This window comes from Diaphorobacter sp. ED-3, from assembly GCF_027625375.1.
In the GTDB taxonomy this organism is placed as follows: domain Bacteria; phylum Pseudomonadota; class Gammaproteobacteria; order Burkholderiales; family Burkholderiaceae_C; genus Diaphorobacter; species Diaphorobacter nitroreducens.
In genome coordinates this window covers 3,208,815-3,226,114 of record NZ_CP115182.1, presented here as the reverse complement: position 1 = coordinate 3,226,114, position 17,300 = coordinate 3,208,815, and the positions used below count along the sequence as shown (strand labels likewise).

At 66.1% G+C, this 17,300-nt stretch carries 19 protein-coding genes and 1 pseudogene; 7 read left to right on the top strand and 13 right to left on the bottom strand.

The window, feature by feature from the left end; translation table 11 throughout:
- Nucleotides 1-83: 83 nt before the first annotated feature.
- On the bottom strand, nt 84-761 hold the full coding sequence (locus PCQ86_RS15665) for a YceH family protein (RefSeq protein ID WP_015914056.1): 678 nt from the start codon (nt 759-761) through the stop codon (nt 84-86).
- Between the two features lie 23 nt (nt 762-784).
- Between PCQ86_RS15665 and purN the strand changes: the two genes are divergently transcribed.
- Nucleotides 785-1,369, top strand: coding sequence for a phosphoribosylglycinamide formyltransferase (gene purN / locus PCQ86_RS15660; RefSeq protein ID WP_047349858.1), 585 nt, complete (start codon nt 785-787; stop codon nt 1,367-1,369).
- A gap of 64 nt (nt 1,370-1,433) precedes the next feature.
- Here the strand turns inward: purN and PCQ86_RS15655 are convergent, their stop codons facing one another.
- Together PCQ86_RS15655 and PCQ86_RS15650 are read right to left on the bottom strand one after the other, a co-directional pair.
- Nucleotides 1,434-1,991 carry a hypothetical protein gene (locus PCQ86_RS15655; protein ID WP_270174162.1) on the bottom strand — a complete coding sequence of 186 codons (558 nt, stop codon included), beginning with the start codon at nt 1,989-1,991 and terminating at the stop codon, nt 1,434-1,436.
- A 208-nt stretch (nt 1,992-2,199) separates the two neighbouring features.
- A complete protein-coding gene (locus tag PCQ86_RS15650) occupies nt 2,200-2,448 on the bottom strand; it encodes a DUF1653 domain-containing protein (protein ID WP_270174161.1) in 249 nt (82 codons plus the stop codon).
- A gap of 50 nt (nt 2,449-2,498) precedes the next feature.
- Here PCQ86_RS15650 and PCQ86_RS15645 point away from each other — a divergent pair, with 50 nt between their 5' ends.
- The 3 genes from PCQ86_RS15645 (at nt 2,499) to PCQ86_RS15635 (ending at nt 7,035) form a co-directional block, all read left to right on the top strand.
- Nucleotides 2,499-4,370: a M48 family metallopeptidase gene (locus PCQ86_RS15645; RefSeq protein ID WP_270174160.1), complete on the top strand. Its 1,872-nt coding sequence runs from the start codon at nt 2,499-2,501 to the stop codon at nt 4,368-4,370.
- A gap of 43 nt (nt 4,371-4,413) precedes the next feature.
- Entirely contained in the window at nt 4,414-5,691 is a 1,278-nt protein-coding gene (locus tag PCQ86_RS15640; protein ID WP_015914051.1) for an RsmB/NOP family class I SAM-dependent RNA methyltransferase, read from the top strand.
- Nucleotides 5,692-5,823: 132 nt separating this feature from the next.
- Complete coding sequence (locus PCQ86_RS15635; protein ID WP_270174159.1) at nt 5,824-7,035, top strand: DesA family fatty acid desaturase; 1,212 nt, start codon at nt 5,824-5,826, stop codon at nt 7,033-7,035.
- 138 nt (nt 7,036-7,173) lie between these two features.
- On the opposite strand, the gene rpmG is transcribed toward PCQ86_RS15635, so the two are convergent.
- The 3 genes from rpmG to trxB all read right to left on the bottom strand — a co-directional run bounded on the left by rpmG (nt 7,174) and on the right by trxB (nt 8,785).
- Nucleotides 7,174-7,344, bottom strand: coding sequence for a 50S ribosomal protein L33 (gene rpmG, locus PCQ86_RS15630; RefSeq protein WP_011806495.1), 171 nt, complete (start codon nt 7,342-7,344; stop codon nt 7,174-7,176).
- 20 nt (nt 7,345-7,364) lie between these two features.
- Entirely contained in the window at nt 7,365-7,598 is a 234-nt protein-coding gene (gene rpmB / locus PCQ86_RS15625) for a 50S ribosomal protein L28 (protein WP_003058229.1), read from the bottom strand.
- 233 nt (nt 7,599-7,831) lie between these two features.
- On the bottom strand, nt 7,832-8,785 hold the full coding sequence (gene trxB / locus PCQ86_RS15620) for a thioredoxin-disulfide reductase (protein WP_011806494.1): 954 nt from the start codon (nt 8,783-8,785) through the stop codon (nt 7,832-7,834).
- 292 nt (nt 8,786-9,077) lie between these two features.
- Between trxB and PCQ86_RS15615 the strand changes: the two genes are divergently transcribed.
- Nucleotides 9,078-11,408, top strand: a complete 2,331-nt coding sequence (locus PCQ86_RS15615) for a DNA translocase FtsK (RefSeq protein WP_015914048.1) — start codon at nt 9,078-9,080, stop codon at nt 11,406-11,408.
- 55 nt (nt 11,409-11,463) lie between these two features.
- Complete coding sequence (gene lolA / locus PCQ86_RS15610; protein WP_369799247.1) at nt 11,464-12,102, top strand: outer membrane lipoprotein chaperone LolA; 639 nt, start codon at nt 11,464-11,466, stop codon at nt 12,100-12,102.
- Between the two features lie 60 nt (nt 12,103-12,162).
- Here lolA and PCQ86_RS15605 read toward each other — a convergent pair whose 3' ends face one another.
- Nucleotides 12,163-12,789 carry a uracil-DNA glycosylase family protein gene (locus PCQ86_RS15605; RefSeq protein ID WP_255580607.1) on the bottom strand — a complete coding sequence of 209 codons (627 nt, stop codon included), beginning with the start codon at nt 12,787-12,789 and terminating at the stop codon, nt 12,163-12,165.
- Nucleotides 12,790-12,887: 98 nt separating this feature from the next.
- Complete coding sequence (locus tag PCQ86_RS15600; RefSeq protein WP_135147904.1) at nt 12,888-13,277, bottom strand: DUF488 domain-containing protein; 390 nt, start codon at nt 13,275-13,277, stop codon at nt 12,888-12,890.
- A 412-nt stretch (nt 13,278-13,689) separates the two neighbouring features.
- Here PCQ86_RS15600 and PCQ86_RS15595 point away from each other — a divergent pair, with 412 nt between their 5' ends.
- Nucleotides 13,690-14,916, top strand: a complete 1,227-nt coding sequence (locus PCQ86_RS15595; RefSeq protein WP_011805843.1) for an IS256 family transposase — start codon at nt 13,690-13,692, stop codon at nt 14,914-14,916.
- Nucleotides 14,917-16,095: 1,179 nt separating this feature from the next.
- Here the strand turns inward: PCQ86_RS15595 and PCQ86_RS15590 are convergent.
- From PCQ86_RS15590 to PCQ86_RS15570, 5 genes and pseudogenes are all read right to left on the bottom strand, one after another.
- On the bottom strand, nt 16,096-16,341 hold the full coding sequence (locus tag PCQ86_RS15590) for a DUF1010 domain-containing protein (RefSeq protein WP_270174158.1): 246 nt from the start codon (nt 16,339-16,341) through the stop codon (nt 16,096-16,098).
- A gap of 20 nt (nt 16,342-16,361) precedes the next feature.
- Nucleotides 16,362-16,484, bottom strand: a complete 123-nt coding sequence (locus PCQ86_RS15585) for a DUF1010 domain-containing protein (RefSeq protein ID WP_270175458.1) — start codon at nt 16,482-16,484, stop codon at nt 16,362-16,364.
- Nucleotides 16,481-16,606, bottom strand: a pseudogene (locus PCQ86_RS15580) (DUF1010 domain-containing protein); the annotation flags it as partial. The pseudogene PCQ86_RS15580 and the gene PCQ86_RS15585, both read right to left, overlap by 4 nt.
- A 115-nt stretch (nt 16,607-16,721) precedes the next feature.
- Nucleotides 16,722-17,030 (bottom strand): hypothetical protein, encoded by a 309-nt coding sequence (locus tag PCQ86_RS15575; protein WP_270174157.1) that lies wholly within the window; start codon nt 17,028-17,030, stop codon nt 16,722-16,724.
- Nucleotides 17,031-17,051: 21 nt separating this feature from the next.
- Nucleotides 17,052-17,297, bottom strand: a complete 246-nt coding sequence (locus PCQ86_RS15570; protein ID WP_270174156.1) for a DUF1010 domain-containing protein — start codon at nt 17,295-17,297, stop codon at nt 17,052-17,054.
- Nucleotides 17,298-17,300 lie beyond the last annotated feature (3 nt).

Below are 17,300 nucleotides of genomic sequence, written 5' to 3'. Positions count from 1 at the left end.
TGTCTCCTGTGAAGCCGCCGTTGTAGCACGGGCGTGCTTTTCAGCCCTGTCCGAACCGTGACAGGTGCGGGGTCTTGGCGAGGTCAGTGCTCGGCCACGCCCAGTTGCTCGCACAGGCGCTGCACGGTAGCGCGCAGCGCGGCCACTTCATCCTCCAGGGCCTGTACGCGCTGGGCCAGTGCGCCGTCTTCCTCGCTGCGTGACGCGGGCGATGCGCTGGCCATCTGGACGGGGCTGGCATCCACAGGGCCGCACAGCAGGTGAGCCCAGCGCGGCTCGCGCGCGCCCGGTGCGCGCGGCAGCAGCGTGACCAGCGGCCCGCCCTTGTCATCGGAGCGCGACTGCAGCTCGTCCAGGAAGGCCTCGACCGAGGAGATATCGGCAAACCGGTGCCAGCGCTCGGCGTTGATGCGCAGCTCGCCCGCGGTTTGCGGGCCGCGCAGCATCAGCAGGCCCAGCAGCGCGGCGGACTGGTCGGGCACGCCCACGCCGCGGGTGAAGTTGTGCTCCCAGCGCGCCACGCGCGCGCCGCCGATCTCCAGCACCAGCGTCTGCTGGCGCAGCTCATCCAGCGCCTGCTGCACCTCGCTCTCGGTGAGTTGCATGACCGGATCGCGGCTGCTCTTTTGGTTGCAGCCGGCCAGCAGGCTGTTGAGGGTGAGGGGATAGCTGTCGGGCACGGTGCGGGACTTTTCCAGCAGCGTGGCAAGCACGCGCGCTTGCGGCGCGGTCAGGGGGCGGGTGCGGGCGTCAAAGGGCATGGGCAGGGGATAATTTCCGGCAAATGAAGAACATCGTGATTTTGATCTCCGGCGGCGGCTCCAACATGGCGGCCATCGTGCGCACCGCGCAGCAGCAGGACTGGGCGGGCCGCCACGGCATCCGTGTGGCCGCGGTGCTGAGCAACAAGGCCGATGCCAAGGGCCTGGCGCTGGCGCGTGAACAGGGCATTGCCACCCAGGTGCTGGACCACAAGGCCTATCCCTCGCGCGAGGCGTTCGACACCGCGCTGGCCCAGGCCATCGACGCTTACGAGCCGTCCCTGGTGGTGCTTGCCGGCTTCATGCGCATTCTCACCCCGGGGTTCGTGGACCACTTCGCGGGCCGGCTGGTCAACATCCACCCCTCGCTGCTGCCGGCCTTCACGGGCCTGCACACGCACCAGCGCGCCATCGACGCCGGATGCAGGTTCGCCGGCTGCACGGTGCACGAGGTCACGGCAGAACTGGACGTGGGCCCCATCCTGGACCAGGCGGTGGTGCCCGTGTTGCCGGGTGATACGGCCGACGCGCTGGCCGCTCGCGTGCTCACGCAGGAACACCTGATCTATCCACGCGCCGTACTGGCGCAATTGCTCGCGAATCGATAGCTGTTAGCGCTGATGGGGCGTGCGCTGGAGCGTGATTTGCTTGCAAGCCGCCCGGGCGGCACGCTCACAGCGTGCGCGCCACCTGCGCGCCGCCGCCATCCTGCAGCAACGCGCGCGCCTGCCGTGTCTGCGCGGTGTCGGTCGGGTGCACCACCACCGCCCAGCGGCCCTGCTCCAGGGCTTCCCGCACCTCGGCGATCAGCCCCACGTGGTCGGGGCGCATGGTCACGAGGCCGCCGGCCAACAGGCCGAAGGTGGTGCAAAAGCCCACCACGGCGATGAAGGCCAGCAGTGGGCTGCTGGCGATCAGCGGGGTGCCCGAGCGCAGCAGCCACGCGTACAGCAGCAGGCCGAGCACGCCGCCCGCGAAACCGGTCACCACGTGGGCGCGGATCATCGTGCGGAAGATGCCACGCTGCTCCGGCTCCAGCGTGCGGCCGAAGTGCTCGGCATGGTCTTCCCGCGCATCCTCCGGCCCCAGCATGCGCACCTGGCCGGGCGCCATACCGGGCAGGCTTTGCAGCCGCGCCACCATCGCCTGCGCGTCGGCCCGGTCGTTGAACACGGCGGCCACCTTGGTCAGCGACCGCTCGCCAAACATTCCCTGCAGCAGATAGTCCATGGAAGGCTCCTTTCCGCGGCGCACGGGGCTCGCCTGCGCACGCCGCCGCTTGTCGTCCTGACTACACCGTAGTGCCCGCCTTTGGGCGCCGGCGTAGGACAAAGGAGGGCCGGGGTGCCGGGCCGCGCGCGCAGCCAGTAGGTGGTATTTGCTATTGAAAGAGGAGCTTCTGCCGCTTGATGGACAGGCGCAAGGGCCGTATTTTTCTTCAATCCTCGGGTGTGTCCGCGCACGCGGCGAAGCGCGGCTGCTCGCGGCCATCGACCACCACCGTCCCGTTGAACATGGCGGCCGGGCGCACCCACAGGCCCTGCTCGCCGTACAGCGCGCGGTACAGGGTCATGGGCTCCAGCGTCTCGCTGTGGCGTACCGTGCCGAGCACCTCGTACAGCCCGCCTTTGTAGTGGCGATAGCGGCCGGGGGGTGTGCAAACCAGGGGTGGCAGTTCATCGTTCATGGATAGCATTCGCGGTGGAAAAAATACGCATCACAACGGGAGGGCGGTTGATGAAGAAGGCGGACTTCATACACATGGTGCGCATGAGCGAGATGGCCAGCGCCGACGACAGCCGTGCCTACCGCCGCGGCGTGGCCGCCTTTGCGGCGCTGGGCTACGCCTGGGTGCTGGGCTGCCTGGCGCTGGCCGTGGGCATGCTGGTGTGGGTGGTGCCCCAACTCCTCCACGGGAAGTTCCGCTTCGCTTGGGTATGGATTGTGATGGCCGCGTGCGGTCTGTTATGGCTGAGCCTGCGTGCGCTGTGGGTGCCGCGCAGCCCGCCCCAGGGCGTGCAGATCACCGCGCGTGAGGCGCCGGCGCTGTTCGATGCGCTGGAGCGCATCCGCCGCAAGATCAAGGGGCCGCCCATCCACGAGGTGTATCTGGACGACGACTTCAACGCCAGCATCCGCCAGGAGGCACGCTGGGGCATGCTGGGCGGTGCGCGCAATCAGCTCACGCTCGGTCTGCCGCTGCTCATGGCGCTGGACAAAAAGCGCCTGCTGGCGGTGCTGGCCCACGAATACGGCCACCTGCGTGGCGACCACGGGCGCTTTGCGGCCTGGATCTACCGCACCCGCCTGAGCTGGCACCGCCTGCACGAGGGCATGCAGGACGATGCCGGCCCCATGGCCGTGGCCACGCGGGCGTTCCTGGACTGGTACTGGCCGCGCTTTGCCGCCAAGACCTTCGCCCTGGCCCGCCAGGACGAATACGAGGCCGACCGCATCGCCGCGCGCCTGCTGGGCCAGGATGAGGTGGCCGCCGCGCTCACCGAGGTCGAGATCAAGGGCGCCTGGCTGGGCGAGCAGTTCTGGCGCCAGCACTGGCAGGGCGCGCTGTCCCAGCCGCTGCCCGCCGGGCCCTACGGCGCCCTGCAGCGCCTGCTGGCACTGCCGCCGGAGCCGGCCTTCGCCCAGATGGCGCTGCGCGAAGCGGTACGGCGCCTGAGCGGCGTGGACGACACCCACCCCGTGCTGCGCGACCGGGTGGAGGCGCTCACGGGTGGGCGCCCCACGCTGCCGCCGTGGTCGCAGCGCGGGGCGCTGTCGCTGCTGGGGGCGCAGGCGCGCGGCTGGCTGGCGCACTTCGATGACCAGTGGTGCAAGGCCAACGCCACGGTGTGGAAGCAGCACCACGCCCGCCTGCAGCGGGCGCAGGAGCGCGTGCACGCCCTGCAGTCCACCCAGGCCGGCAACAGCGCCACCGAGACCGTGGAGCTGGCGCGGTTGATGCGCCGGCTGGACCCGCAGGCCGCCGTGCAGCCGCTGTACGAGCGCGTGCTGGCGCGCGAACCCGCCCATGTGGGTGCGCTGCTCGGGCTGGCCGACAGTCTGCCGCCACAGGACGTGGCAGGGCGCCTGCGCTGTTGCGAGGCGTTGTGGGACTGCAGTCCCACCCATCGCTGGGGTGCGGCCCGGGGCGCGGTGCAGGCGCTGGAGCAGCGTGCCGAGGCCGGTGGGGACTATGACGCCGAGGCCCTCAAGCGCTGGCGCGAGCGCGTGCGCCAGGCGGAGGAGGTGGAGGATGACGCCCTGGAGGAGCTGTACGACACGCCCTTCTTCCAGCGCGTGACGCGCCACGATCTGAGCGCGTTCGAGCTCGGCGAGCTGCAGGCCGAATTGGCCCTGCACCGCGCGGTGGCGCGCGCCTGGCTGGTGTGCAAGCAACTGCGCGCCATGCCCCAGCGGCGCACCTACCTGCTGTTCGTGCAATTGCGCGGTCTGGATGCGCAGGCGCGCTTTGCCCTGTGCCGCCGTCTGGAGAGCGAGCTGGAACTGCCGGGACAGGTGCTGGTGCTCGCGGCCGGTGACACGGCGGCGCTGGAGGACATCGAGCGCCAGGCGTTCGAACCTGTGCACGCCGGGCCCGGAGGGGCTTGAGGCGGCGGCGGATGATGCGGGCGCGAGATGGGACAATCACGCCATGCATCCCAAAGCCCTTGTGGACGCCTGCGCGGAACTCGTCAGGCTGGTCCTTACTTTTGAACACCCGGCCGACGCCGTGGTCTCGCGCTACTTCCGCGAGCACCGCGGCCTGGGCCCGCGCGAGCGCGCCACGCTGGCCGAAACCGTCTACAACGTCCTGCGCAAGAAGCTGTTGTTCGAGCAGCTCGCGCGCTCGGGCGCGGGCCCCAAGGAGCGGCGCCTGGCCATCCTGGGCTTTCACGGCCCGCGCGACTTCGTCAAGAGCGCACTGACCGAGCAGGAAAAGTCCTGGCTGGACCAGTGCGACGCCGTGCGTCCTGAAGACCTGCTGGCGCCGCACCGCCACAACCTGCCCGAATGGCTGGTGGCGCCGCTCAAGGAGCAGCTGGGCGAGAGCGGCTTCTGGGCCCTGGCCGACAGCCTGGCGCAGCCTGCGCCATTGGACCTGCGCGTCAATGCCTTGAAGGAAAAACGCGACCAGGTGCAGAAGGAGCTTGCGCAAGCAGCTATCAAATCGGTAGTGACACCTTACTCTCCCTGGGGACTGCGCATCGCCGGCAAGCCCGCGCTCACCAAGCTGGACGCGTTCACGCGCGGTGCCATCGAGGTGCAGGACGAAGGCTCCCAGCTGCTCGCGCTGCTGCTGGACGCCAAGCGCGGCGAGATGGTGGTGGACTTCTGCGCCGGTGCCGGCGGCAAGACGCTGGCCATCGGCGCGGCCATGCGCAGCACGGGGCGGCTGTACGCCTTCGACGTGTCGGCCCACCGGCTGGAGGCGCTCAAGCCCCGCCTGGCGCGCTCGGGCCTGTCCAACGTGCACCCCGCGGCCATCGCCCACGAGCGCGACGAGCGCGTCAAACGCCTGGCCGGCAAGATCGACCGCGTGCTGGTGGACGCCCCCTGTTCGGGCCTGGGCACGCTGCGCCGCAACCCCGACCTGAAGTGGCGCCAATCGCCCGAGGCGCTGCGGGAGCTGGCCGGCAAGCAGACCGCCATCCTGGAAAGCGCGGCGCGCCTGGTCAAACCTGGCGGGCGGCTGGTCTATGCCACGTGCAGTGTGCTGCCGCAGGAAAACGAGGCCATTGCCGAAGCCTTCGGCGCGGCGCATGCCGATTTCGAGCCGCAGGACGCCGGCGCGCTGCTCACGCAGCTGAAGGTGCCCGATGCCGCACGCCTGTGCCATGGCGGCGCCAGCGGCACTGGATATCTGCGGCTGTGGCCTCATCTGCACCAGACGGACGGTTTCTTCGCTGCCGTCTGGACCCGCCGCGCGTAACTTTCCTACGCGCTGGCACGCAACGCGAAGCCATCCTGGCGGCCGGGCATGTTCCGGTCCGCGGGGACGGCTCCCGACAATGTGGAACGCCGCCGGCTGCGCGGCGGTATTGGATAGTGGATCGAGGTTTGTATGTTGTTTGATAGCGCCGCGTGGAATACCGCGCTCGACTGGCTGGCGCATGGCGTGTGGGACCTGGCCTGGTGGCAGATCGTGCTCTACACCCTGGCCACCACCCACATCACGATCGCGGCGGTGACGATCTTCCTGCACCGCTCGCAGGCGCACCGTGCGCTGGACCTGGGGCCTGTGCCTGCGCATTTCTTCCGCTTCTGGTTGTGGCTGGGCACGGGCATGGTCACCAAGGAATGGGTGGCCATCCACCGCAAGCACCACGCCAAGTGCGAGACGCCCGACGACCCCCACAGCCCGCAGACGCGCGGCCTGCGCACCGTGATGTGGCGCGGCGCAGAGCTGTACCGTGCCGAGGCGGCCAACGCCGAGACGCTGAAGAAGTTCGGCCATGGCACGCCGGACGACTGGATGGAGCGCAACGTCTACAGCCGCTTCACCTGGCAGGGCGTGGGGCTGATGCTGGTCATCAACCTGGTGCTGTTTGGCGCCGTGGGCGCCGCCGTGTGGGCCGTGCAGATGGCGTGGATCCCGTTCTGGGCCGCTGGCGTGGTCAACGGCGTGGGCCACTATTGGGGTTACCGCAACTTCGAGGCGCAGGACGCCTCCACCAACCTCGTGCCCTGGGGCCTTGTGATTGGCGGTGAAGAACTGCACAACAACCACCACACCTATCCGACGGCCGCGAAGTTCTCGGTCAAGCCGTATGAGTTCGACGTGGGGTGGCTCTACATCAGCGCGTTGCAGCGCCTGGGCTGGGCCAAGGTCAAGAAGGTGCCGCCCAAGCTGCGCCTGGGCGCCGTGAAGCCGGTGGCGGACGAAAAGACGCTGGAGGCGCTCATCGCCAACCGCTACGAGGTCATGGCCGGCTATGCGCGCGGCGTGCGCCAAGCCTGCAAGGACGAGATCGCCGCGCTCAAGGCGCGCAAGGCCGACGTGTCGGCCCTCAAGCGCGCCAAGCGCTGGCTGCACCGCGACGCCGAGAAGGTCCCTGCGCAGGCCCAGCCGACGCTGGCCGAAGTGCGTGCAGCGCACCCCGTACTCGACAAGATGGTCACCATGCGCGAGGAGCTGCGCCAGCTCTGGCTCAACACCTCGCAGTCGCGCGATCAGCTGACCGCAGACCTGCAGGCCTGGTGCCAGCGGGCCGAGGCCAGCGGCATCGCGGCGCTCAAGGAGTTTTCGCTGAAGCTGCGCGCGGTCCACGCCTGAGCGACGCGGCGGCTGGCTCTTCTGACCGCAGTACCGCGGCAACCCGGAAGGGTGCCGCGGTTTTTTATGCCCACGCTGGACATGAAAAAAGCCGCCGGGCGCAACGCCGGGCGGCTTTTTGACAGGAGCCGGGCCGAATTACTTCAGCTTGGCTTCCTTGTACTCGACGTGCTTGCGAGCCTTGGGGTCGAACTTGATGATCGACATCTTCTCAGGCATCGTCTTCTTGTTCTTGGTGGTGGTGTAGAAGTGACCGGTTTCGGCCGTGGACACCAGCTTGATCTTTTCGCGTCCGCCTTTGGAAGCCATGGTTGTTCTCCTTGAGGAAATTAGGCTTGGCCACGGGCACGCATGTCTGCGAGCACGGAGTCGATACCGTTCTTGTCGATCAGGCGCAGAGCGGCGCTGGACACGCGCAGGCGCACCCAACGGTTCTCGCTTTCCACCCAGAAACGGCGGTACTGCAGGTTGGGCAGGAAACGGCGCTTGGTCTTGTTGTTGGCGTGGGAGACGTTGTTTCCCACCATGGGCTTCTTGCCCGTTACTTCACATACGCGTGCCATCAGGACACTCCGATAGTTGCAACGGCTGCCGGCGCTGAAGTCCCGCGAGAGCAGGAGCGTGCCGGTCAGCCTCACCTCGCCAGTTTGAACGGGTGGCGGTAACCCGGTCGCCGCAGCCTTTGCGCTGCAATTTGCAGGCGCAGGATTTGGCAAAGCCGCGCATTATAGCCCGAATATCAAAAAGCCCCTGCATGCCGAAACCTGCAGGAGCCGGGTGGGCAGGGCTTAGTGCGTTATTCCTGTTGTTCCAGGAAGCGCTGCGCGTCCAGCGCGGCCATGCAGCCCGTGCCGGCGCTGGTGATGGCCTGGCGGTACACATGGTCCTGCACGTCGCCGGCGGCGAACACGCCCGGCACGCTGGTCTGCGTGGCAAAGCCCTTGAGGCCGCCCTGCGTCACGATGTAGCCGTTTTCCATCGCCAGCTGGCCCTGGAAGATGTCGGTGTTGGGCGCATGGCCGATGGCGATGAAGCAGCCTTGCAGCGCGATGTCCTCGGTATGGCCGTCTTCGGTGTGCTTGAGGCGGATGCCGGTCACGCCGGTGGCGTCGCCCAGCACTTCGTCCAGCGTGAAGAAGGTCTTGAGCTCGATCTTGCCGGCCGCCACCTTCTCCATGAGCTTGTCGATCAGGATGGGCTCGGCGCGGAACTTGTCGCGGCGGTGCACCAGCGTCACCTTGCGAGCGATGTTGGACAGGTACAGCGCTTCCTCCACGGCGGTGTTGCCGCCGCCGACCACGCACACGTCCTGTTCGCGATAGAAGAAGCCGTCGCAGGTGGCGCAGGCGGACACGCCCTTGCCCATGAAGGCTTCCTCGGAGGGCAGGCCCAGGTACTTGGCCGATGCACCCGTGGCGATGATGAGGGAGTCGCAGGTGTAGGTGCCACTGTCGCCCGTAAGGGTGAAGGGGCGCTTGGACAGGTCCACCTGGCTGATGTGGTCGAACACGATCTGCGTTTTGAAGCGCTCGGCATGTTCCTGGAAGCGCTGCATCAGCTCGGGGCCCTGCACGCCGTGCACGTCGGCGGGCCAGTTGTCCACCTCGGTCGTGGTCATGAGCTGGCCGCCCTGGGCCAGGCCCGTGATGAGCACGGGGTTGAGGTTGGCGCGCGCGGCGTACACCGCGGCGGTGTAGCCCGCCGGGCCGGAGCCGAGGATCATGACTTTGGCGTGTTGGGTAGTGGACATGGCTGAAAAGTAAGGTTTTGTTATGCCGGGCGACCGGCGTGCCCCGTAAGAACCTGGGGCCGGGCCCCCCAGTATCAACCGGTCCGCGCGGGCGCCTGCGGTCGGGTTTTCAATCGCGGCCATTGTAAGAAGCCATGAATAACACGGCCGGGGCGGGCGTATCGGCCTTTGCGCTGGCGCAGCGCAGTGACAAAAAGGCGGGCAGCCGGCAGGCCTGGGGCGGGCTGCCGCACGCAGCGCACGGCGCACAGACGCGTCGTCGGCATGGGGTAAGCTTGCGCGCTCTTATCCCATGACGTACTCCCTCAACACCCTGAACGCTTCTTCCTCCAGCAAGTCGGCGCCACGCACCGGCGCGGCGCGCTTCGGCCATGAGATCGGCCTGGTGCTGGGCCTGCTGGGCCTGGTGTTCTGGCTGCTGGCCCTCGTGAGCTATTCCGCGCAGGATGCGGCCTGGTCCACATCGGGTGCGGGCAATGGACAGCCACTGTCCAATTGGGTGGGCAGGCTCGGGGCGTGGCTCGCCGACGGCAGCTACTTCGTGCTGGGCTTTTCCGTCTGGTGGTGCGTCGCCGCGGGCGTGCGCGCCTGGTTTGCGTCGCTGGCGCGCTGGATGCGCGGCGATGGCGCCGCAGGCCACGCGCCGTGGCAGCGCCGCGGCGTATTCTGGGGCGGCCTGGCGCTGCTGCTGTGCGCCAGCACGGCACTGGAATGGTCGCGGCTGTACCGGTTCGAAGCCCTGCTGCCCGGCCATGCGGGCGGCATGCTGGGCTATATGACGGGGCCGCTGGCCGTGCGCTGGCTCGGGTTCACGGGCTCGGGCCTGGCCGGCGTGGTGGTGGTCGTGCTGGGCGCGGCGCTGGTGTTCCGTTTCTCCTGGGGGCATCTGGCCGAGCGCCTGGGCGGGCGCATCGATGCGCTGGTGCAGCGCGGCCGGGCGCGGCGCGAGAAGGCCAAGGACGTGGCCGTGGGACGGCGCGCCGCGCGCGAGCGCGAGGAAGTGGTGCAGGAAGAGCGCCACGAGATTGAGGTGCAGCACCCGCAGCCTGTCACCATCATCGAGCCAGTGCTGTCCGATGTGGTGCAGAGCACCCGCGTGGTGAAGGAGCGCCAGAAACCCCTGTTCAGCGAGATGCCCGACAGCAACCTGCCGCAGGTGGACCTGCTGGACGCCGCGCAGGCGCGCCAGGAGACCGTGTCGCCCGAGACGCTGGAGATGACCAGCCGCCTGATCGAGAAGAAGCTCAAGGACTTCGGCGTGGACGTCACCGTGGTGGCCGCCATGCCCGGCCCGGTGATCACGCGCTACGAGATCGAGCCCGCCACGGGCGTGAAGGGCTCGCAGATCGTGAACCTGGCCAAGGACCTGGCGCGTTCGCTGTCGCTGGTGTCCATCCGCGTGATCGAGACCATTCCTGGCAAGAACTTCATGGCGCTGGAACTGCCCAACGCCAAACGCCAGACCATCCGCCTGTCGGAGATCCTGGGCTCGCAGGTCTACCACGACGCCAAGAGCCTGCTGACCATGGGCCTGGGCAAGGACATCGTGGGCGCGCCCGTGGTGGCGGACCTGGCCAAGATGCCGCACGTGCTGGTGGCGGGCACGACGGGCTCGGGCAAGTCGGTGGGGATCAACGCCATGATCCTGTCGCTGCTCTACAAGGCCGAGGCGCGCGACGTGCGCCTGCTGATGATCGACCCCAAGATGCTGGAAATGTCGGTCTACGAGGGCATTCCGCACCTGCTCGCGCCGGTGGTCACCGACATGAAGCAGGCCGCCCACGGGCTGAACTGGTGCGTGGCCGAAATGGAGCGCCGCTACAAGCTCATGAGCAAGCTGGGCGTGCGCAACCTCGCGGGCTACAACACGAAAATAGACGACGCCAAGGCGCGCGAGGAGCACATCCCCAACCCCTTCAGCCTCACACCGGAGAGCCCGGAGCCGCTGGAGCGGCTGCCGCACATCGTGGTGGTGATCGACGAGCTGGCCGACCTGATGATGGTCGTGGGCAAGAAGATCGAGGAGCTCATCGCCCGCCTGGCGCAGAAGGCGCGCGCTGCCGGCATCCATTTGATTCTGGCCACGCAGCGCCCCAGCGTGGACGTGATCACCGGCCTGATCAAGGCCAACATCCCCACGCGTATCGCTTTCCAGGTCAGCAGCAAGATCGACAGCCGCACCATCCTGGACCAGATGGGCGCCGAGGCCTTGCTGGGCATGGGCGACATGCTCTACATGGCCAGCGGCACGGGCCTGCCCATCCGCGTGCACGGCGCCTTTGTCTCCGATGACGAGGTGCACCGTGTCGTCAGCTACTTGAAGGAACAAGGGGAGCCGGACTACATCGAAGGGGTGTTGGAAGGCGGTACCGTCGAGGGCGACGACAGCGGCTTCGGCTTTGGCGACAGCGAAGGCGGCGGCGAGAAGGACCCCATGTACGACCAGGCCGTGGAGGTGGTGCTGAAAGACCGCAAGGCCAGCATCTCCTACGTGCAGCGCAAGCTGCGCATTGGCTACAACCGCTCCGCGCGCCTGCTCGAAGACATGGAGAAGGCCGGCCTGGTGAGCGCACTCACCGCCAGCGGCCAGCGCGAGGTGCTGGTGCCCGCGCGCAGCGAGTAAAGCTGCCTGGGCACGCTCCCTGGCCCGCTGTCCACGCAACCGCTTGCATGGAGAAATGGTGTTGAAGAAAATATTTGCTGCGATTTTGATAGCTGCTGGCGCTGGTTGCGCCTGGGCTGACGGCCTGAAAAGCCTTGAAACCTTCATGAAGACCGCCCAGAGCGGCCGGTCCGAGTTCACGCAGACCGTGACCTCGCCGCCCAAGGACGGCCAGGCGGGCCGCACCAAGACCTCCAGCGGCAGTTTTGAATTCCAGCGTCCGGGACGCTTCAAGTTCCATTACCGCAAGCCGTTCGAGCAGCTCATCGTGGCCGATGGGCAGACCCTGTGGCTGTACGACGCGGACTTGAACCAAGTGACCCAGCGCACGCAATCCAAGGCGCTGGGCAGCACGCCCGCGGCGCTGCTCGCGTCCGCGCCCGACCTGGCGGCGCTGCGCGCCGACTTCGCGCTGGAGTCGGCGCCCGAGCAGGACGGCCTGCAGTGGGTGCTGGCTACGCCCAAGGCCAAGGACGGCCAGCTCAAGAGCGTGCGCGTGGGCTTCGCGGGGGAGCAACTGGCGGCGCTGGACATCCTGGACAGCTTTGGGCAGCGATCGCTGATCCGCTTCACCGGCATGCAGCTCAACCCGGCGCTGCCGGCAGGCACCTTCCAGTTCAAGCCGCCTGCGGGGGCGGATGTGCTCTCGCAGTAGATGCTTCTGTTTCGATAGCTGCTAGCGCTTATGGGGTAAGCGCTAGAGCCCTGTTTTGCTCTAAACCGCCAGCACGGTCGCCACGCGTGCCCGCACCAGCGGCAGCAACTCGGACTCGAACCACGGGTGGCGCTTGAGCCAACCGTTGTTGCGCGGGCTGGGGTGCGGCAGGGCCAGGACGGGCGCATCCGGCAGGGTGCAGGTGCCGCGCACGGTTTCCCCCAGCGGCTGCCCGCGGCACGCGGCCAGATGCCAGGCCAGCGCGTATTGGCCCACGGCCACGGTCAGCGCGATGTTCGGCAGCCGTGCCAGCAGCGGCACGCGCCACGCGGGGGCGCATTCGGGGCGGGGCGGTGCATCGCCCGAGGCGCCACGGCCCGGATAGCAAAAGCCCATCGGCACGATGGCCACGCGCGCCGGGTCATAGAACGTCTCGCGCGTCAGCCCCAGCCACGTGCGCAGGCGCTCGCCGCTCGCGTCATCGAAGGGAATGCCCGAGGCATGCACCTTGCGCCCCGGTGCCTGCCCCACGATCAGCAGGCGCGCGCGTGCATCGGCCTGCAGCACGGGACGCGGGCCCAGCGGCAGGAAGGGGGCGCAGATCGTGCAGGCGCGCACGCGGCGCAGCAGCGCGTCCAGCGGCTCGTTGGGGGGCACTTCGACGCTCGGCGCTTTGGCCCGCGGCATTTCGACACGCGGCATTTCGACGCGCGGCAGGTCGTTGCCCGGCAATGCGTTGCGCGGCAATGCGTTGCGCGGCAATGTGTTGCCCGGTGGCTTCGCCATCAGTCTGCGATGCGGGCGCCGGCTTCGGACAGCAGCGCGCGCAACACCGAGCGGTGGCAGCGCGCCTCGTCTTCGCAGTAGCAACCCACGGAGAAATTGTTGTGCTGCGACAGCGCGGCCAGCAGCGCGATGGTGTGGCGGTTCTCCGGCGTGGCCATCTCCTGGCGGAACTGCTGGGTGAAGGCCGCCCATTCCTTGGGCGTCTGCGCGGCCTGGGCGAGCTTGACGGTCTCGGGGCTGGGCGAGAGGTTGGGGTACCACACGTCATACCAGTCCTGCGCCGCGAACTGCTCCTTGGGCACGCCGCGCGGCGGGCGGCGCACGGTGCCGATGCGCGTGCCTTCATCGCGTGCGCGGGGAGTGCCGAGGCGGACGATGCGGATGGGCATGGTGGGGTACAGATACGGGCGACAGGAAGAGCTAACACCTGAACTCAGCCGCGCTGCACAGTGGCGGCAACGCATGCTAGCGTAGCGCATGCACGCGACTGCTGCCACGAACCAACGTCTAATACTCGCGGCAAGCCGCGCCGGATCGAGAAGCACGGAGGGCAGCCGCAAGGGGAGTTTGCCGGCGTCGGCTTGTCCAGTTGGTCAGGCAGCCCCAGCCATGCCAATTGTTAGGCATAGGCTAGGCCTGCATAAAGAGGAATATGAGAGGACTAACGCCTGAATTAAGCCGACCCGCGAAGCGGGTTCGGCTTGAATGAACTGTTAGGCCACAGCCAGTTGCGAGGGTGTGCAGAATTTTGTGTAAACGGACAATCCACCGCCGGCGTAAGCCGGCCTGTCCGTAAGCACAATGAACACCAAGAAACACGACGTACCCGAAGAACTGCTGTCTGGCCTGCTGGCCAACTACAAGAAGCCCGAAGACCTCATCGGCGAGAACGGTCTGCTCAAGCAACTTACCAAGCTGCTGGTCGAGCGAGCCCTGGACGCTGAGCTGACTGAGCACCTGGGCCATGAACGCAACGAGGCGGTGGCCAACCCCGCTGGCAACACCCGCAACGGCAAGAGCAAGAAGACCCTCAAGGGCGAGTTCGGCGAATTGCCCATCGAAGTGCCACGCGACCGCCATGGCAGCTTCGAGCCTCAGCTCATCCCCAAGCACCAGACCCGCTGGGCCGGCTTCGACGACAAAATCATCTCGCTGTACGCCCGTGGCATGACGGTGCGCGAGATACAGGCCCACCTCGAAGAGATGTACGGCACCGAGGTCTCACCCAGCCTGATTTCCTCGGTGACAGATGCCGTGGCCGACGAGGTCAAGGCCTGGCAGGCCCGACCGCTGGAGCCGATTTATCCCATCGTCTATCTGGACTGCATCCATGTGAAGGTGCGCGAGGGCGCGGTGCGGGTCAAGGCGGTGTACCTGGCCATCGGCATCACCATGACGGGCGACAAGGAGGTGCTGGGCCTGTGGCTGGCCCAGACCGAGGGCGCCAAGTTCTGGCTGCAGGTGGTCACCGAGTTGCGCAACCGGGGCGTGCAGGACATCTTCATCGCCTGCGTCGATGGGCTCAAGGGCTTCCCTGACGCCATCGAGGCAGTCTTCCCCAAGGCGGTGGTGCAACTGTGCATCGTTCACATGGTGCGTCACAGCCTGAACTACGTCTCATGGAAGCGCCGCAAGGAAGTGGCGGCCGACCTGCGCCGTATCTACACGGCCGCCACCGCCGAGGAGGCCGAACTGATGCTCGCAGAGTTCGAGGCCCGATGGGATGCCGAGTACCTGCCCATCGGCCAGTCCTGGCGCAGGAACTGGAGCCGCTTGACCCCGTTCTTTGACTACCCGCCGGAAATCCGCAAGGTCATCTACACCACCAATGCCATCGAGTCGGTGAACATGAGCCTGAGGAAGCTGACCAAGAACCGGGGCTCGTTCCCCAGCGACGAGGCGCTGACCAAGCTGTTCTACCTGGCGCTGCGCAACATCAGCCAGAAGTGGACCATGCCCATCCGGGATTGGAAGGCCGCGCTGACCCGCTTTACCATTCAGTTCGGAGACCGCATCTCCGTCAATTGAAGTCCGACCCGTTTACACAAAAATTCGGACACGCCCAACCCACGCAGGCGAAGCCCGAGCGACCGCCAAACACCCAGCGGATAAACGCTTGCGAAGGTAAATGGCGTTTGAATATTCATGGGCTGAAATGGGCAGGAATAAAAAGCAGGCTAACGTTTGCGCTCAGCGGGCGGCGAAGCCGTCCGCTGCAGCAAAAGGTTAGCCGCGCTGTGGGCTATTACGGAACGACCGGAAAGTGCTTTAGTACCCATGTGGCGAGCGCAAAACCGGCGGGAAGGGATATGGCGAGGAAGCCAAACAGCGCTAGGAAGGGGGCCCCACCCCGAAATCGGCGGGAGAGTGTGCGCTCAAGTCGCGGCGCCAGAACCAACGCAGGCCCTACAACCAACAGTAGAAGACCCGCGAATAGCACGGTGTCCAAAGCCAGCATCGCTGCCAGGCGCCCGCCGAGGATGCCGCGCAACACGATGTAAAGCGCCCCGACTACAACGTATGCCATGACCGAGTAGCGAACAGGATGCCTTCTTGCGAACGAGCGAATTGGGTTGATCCTCATGGCTAACGCCCTGGTTAACCGGCGCCGGAGCACGAAGTGCGGAGGGTACCGACATAGGCCATGAAAATGCCGAAGGCATGGCCTATGTTGGCGTCCGCGTTGAACCCACAGTTAGGCTGGGGACCGAAGTGGAAGGTGGAAGCAGGCATGAATCGTTTGATTGGGATTTGCGAAGAACAGCCTAGCGGCCAGTGCAGCCCGAATGAAACTTGTTTAGGTGCCATGCCAGTGCTATTGCAGGCAACGACACGACTATTTCAAATAGAAGTGTGGTTGTAAAGCGCATCAGAGCCGAGAGTGCACTAACAGTCGCGAGTGCTTCAGGCAATGTGGCAAGCGGAAGCGCTAGAAGTGAAGAGCAGCCAAGTAGAAACGCCCGCTTTGAATAAGTTTGGCCGAGTACTGTGTCGCGTATCCACGCCAGGACCATTCTGGTGAGTGCGGTGAAAGCAGCCAGCCACACCAACAAAATGGCCGCGGCGGTTAAGCCTTTAACCACAGCTAAGCCAAAAAGAGCGGCGATTAGACCAACCGAAGAGAGAGCCAAGGCTCCAACAGAAATGAGAGTTCTGCTTACGTGGACAGGCATTTTCTTGGAACTAATTCGGCGAACCACAAGAAGCCTAACGGCCAAGGTAAGCGGCCCGCAGAATGCGGGTCCGCTTGACCGCAGAGTTAGACCCGAAGGCCAAAAGGGAACGCCCTGCCTTGAAGAAGGGCGCAGCCCACGAAAAAGCGCTGGGCCACGAAAGCGGCGCAGCGCTGCAAGAAGGATAGCTGGTGGCGCTTGCTGCACAAGCGCTGGCGGCCAAAAAGGCTTGGAAAGCCTTTGAGACATGCGAAGCGCTGGAATAAATAGCGGCCTGCATAAAGCGGGAATATGAAGGGACTAACGGCCCAGATAAGCCGCCCGCCGTAGGCGGGTCGGCTTGAGCGCAGAGTTAGACCCGAAGGCCAAAAGGGAGCGCCTAGACTTGAGGACGGGCGCGACCCACGAAAAGCGCTGCGCCACGGAAGCGGCGCAGCGCTGCAAGAATGATAGCTAGTAGCGCTTGCTGCACAAGCGCTGGAGGCCCAAAAGGCTTGAAAGTTTTTGGAACAGGGCAGAGCGCTGGAATAGGCGGCTGCGCGCATGAAGCGGGTGATGGGACTAACACCTGAGTTAAGCCGGCCCGCCCGTTGCAGCCCGGTCACACCCGAGACCGCGAAGCGGGCTCGGCTTGAACGAATTGTTAGCTAGCAACGCAAATTACAACTCTGAGTACACCATCAAGACAGCGCCGATCACGATGGTTGCGAGAGAGGCGGAAAAGATCCATTCGGCAGCCGTTACTAACTTTGTTGCTTGAGTGGTGCTTGCGCGCTTCTGTGCAAGGTAGCCAAGTACAACGACAAACAAAAAGCCGAGCGAAGAGAACAAGAAGATATCGTCTGCAATCACTTCAATGTGATCGATTGAGGTCTTTGAGACCAGGATTGCAACCAGCGCCAGGCCGATGCTAGCGAGAGTGCCGCTAACTGATACAAGGGTATCGATTGATTGATCTGTGTGTGCCACTGCGACGTACTTCCCTGCTAGCTAACGGCCAAGGTAAGCGGCCCGCAGAATGCGGGTCCGATTGACCGCAAAGTTAGACCCGAAGGCCAAAAGGGAGCGCCCAGCCTTGAAGATGTGCGCAGCCCACGAAAAAGCGCTGGGCCACGAAAGCGGCGCAGCACTGCAAGAATGATAGCTGGTGGCTCTTGCTGCACAAGCGCTGGAGGCCCAAAAGGCTTGAAAGCCTTTGGAACAGGGCGGAGCGCTGGAATAAGTGGCTGCGCGCATAGA

Excerpts from the sequence above, each read along its gene's own strand:
- PCQ86_RS15605 (WP_255580607.1), bottom strand. The coding sequence starts at position 12,789 with ATGCCGCGGGCCAAAGCGCCGAGCGTCGAAGTGCCCCCCAACGAGCCG.
- trxB (WP_011806494.1), bottom strand. The coding sequence starts at position 8,785 with ATGTCCACTACCCAACACGCCAAAGTCATGATCCTCGGCTCCGGCCCG.
- PCQ86_RS15655 (WP_270174162.1), bottom strand. The coding sequence starts at position 1,991 with ATGGACTATCTGCTGCAGGGAATGTTTGGCGAGCGGTCGCTGACCAAG.
- PCQ86_RS15650 (WP_270174161.1), bottom strand. The coding sequence starts at position 2,448 with ATGAACGATGAACTGCCACCCCTGGTTTGCACACCCCCCGGCCGCTAT.
- PCQ86_RS15615 (WP_015914048.1), top strand. The coding sequence starts at position 9,078 with ATGACGTACTCCCTCAACACCCTGAACGCTTCTTCCTCCAGCAAGTCG.
- lolA (WP_369799247.1), top strand. The coding sequence starts at position 11,464 with ATGGTGTTGAAGAAAATATTTGCTGCGATTTTGATAGCTGCTGGCGCT.
- PCQ86_RS15665 (WP_015914056.1), bottom strand. The coding sequence starts at position 761 with ATGCCCTTTGACGCCCGCACCCGCCCCCTGACCGCGCCGCAAGCGCGC.
- PCQ86_RS15600 (WP_135147904.1), bottom strand. The coding sequence starts at position 13,277 with ATGCCCATCCGCATCGTCCGCCTCGGCACTCCCCGCGCACGCGATGAA.
- PCQ86_RS15645 (WP_270174160.1), top strand. The coding sequence starts at position 2,499 with ATGAAGAAGGCGGACTTCATACACATGGTGCGCATGAGCGAGATGGCC.
- PCQ86_RS15640 (WP_015914051.1), top strand. The coding sequence starts at position 4,414 with ATGCATCCCAAAGCCCTTGTGGACGCCTGCGCGGAACTCGTCAGGCTG.
- PCQ86_RS15590 (WP_270174158.1), bottom strand. The coding sequence starts at position 16,341 with ATGCAGGCCGCTATTTATTCCAGCGCTTCGCATGTCTCAAAGGCTTTC.
- rpmB (WP_003058229.1), bottom strand. The coding sequence starts at position 7,598 with ATGGCACGCGTATGTGAAGTAACGGGCAAGAAGCCCATGGTGGGAAAC.
- PCQ86_RS15635 (WP_270174159.1), top strand. The coding sequence starts at position 5,824 with ATGTTGTTTGATAGCGCCGCGTGGAATACCGCGCTCGACTGGCTGGCG.
- rpmG (WP_011806495.1), bottom strand. The coding sequence starts at position 7,344 with ATGGCTTCCAAAGGCGGACGCGAAAAGATCAAGCTGGTGTCCACGGCC.
- PCQ86_RS15595 (WP_011805843.1), top strand. The coding sequence starts at position 13,690 with ATGAACACCAAGAAACACGACGTACCCGAAGAACTGCTGTCTGGCCTG.
- PCQ86_RS15570 (WP_270174156.1), bottom strand. The coding sequence starts at position 17,297 with ATGCGCGCAGCCACTTATTCCAGCGCTCCGCCCTGTTCCAAAGGCTTT.
- purN (WP_047349858.1), top strand. The coding sequence starts at position 785 with ATGAAGAACATCGTGATTTTGATCTCCGGCGGCGGCTCCAACATGGCG.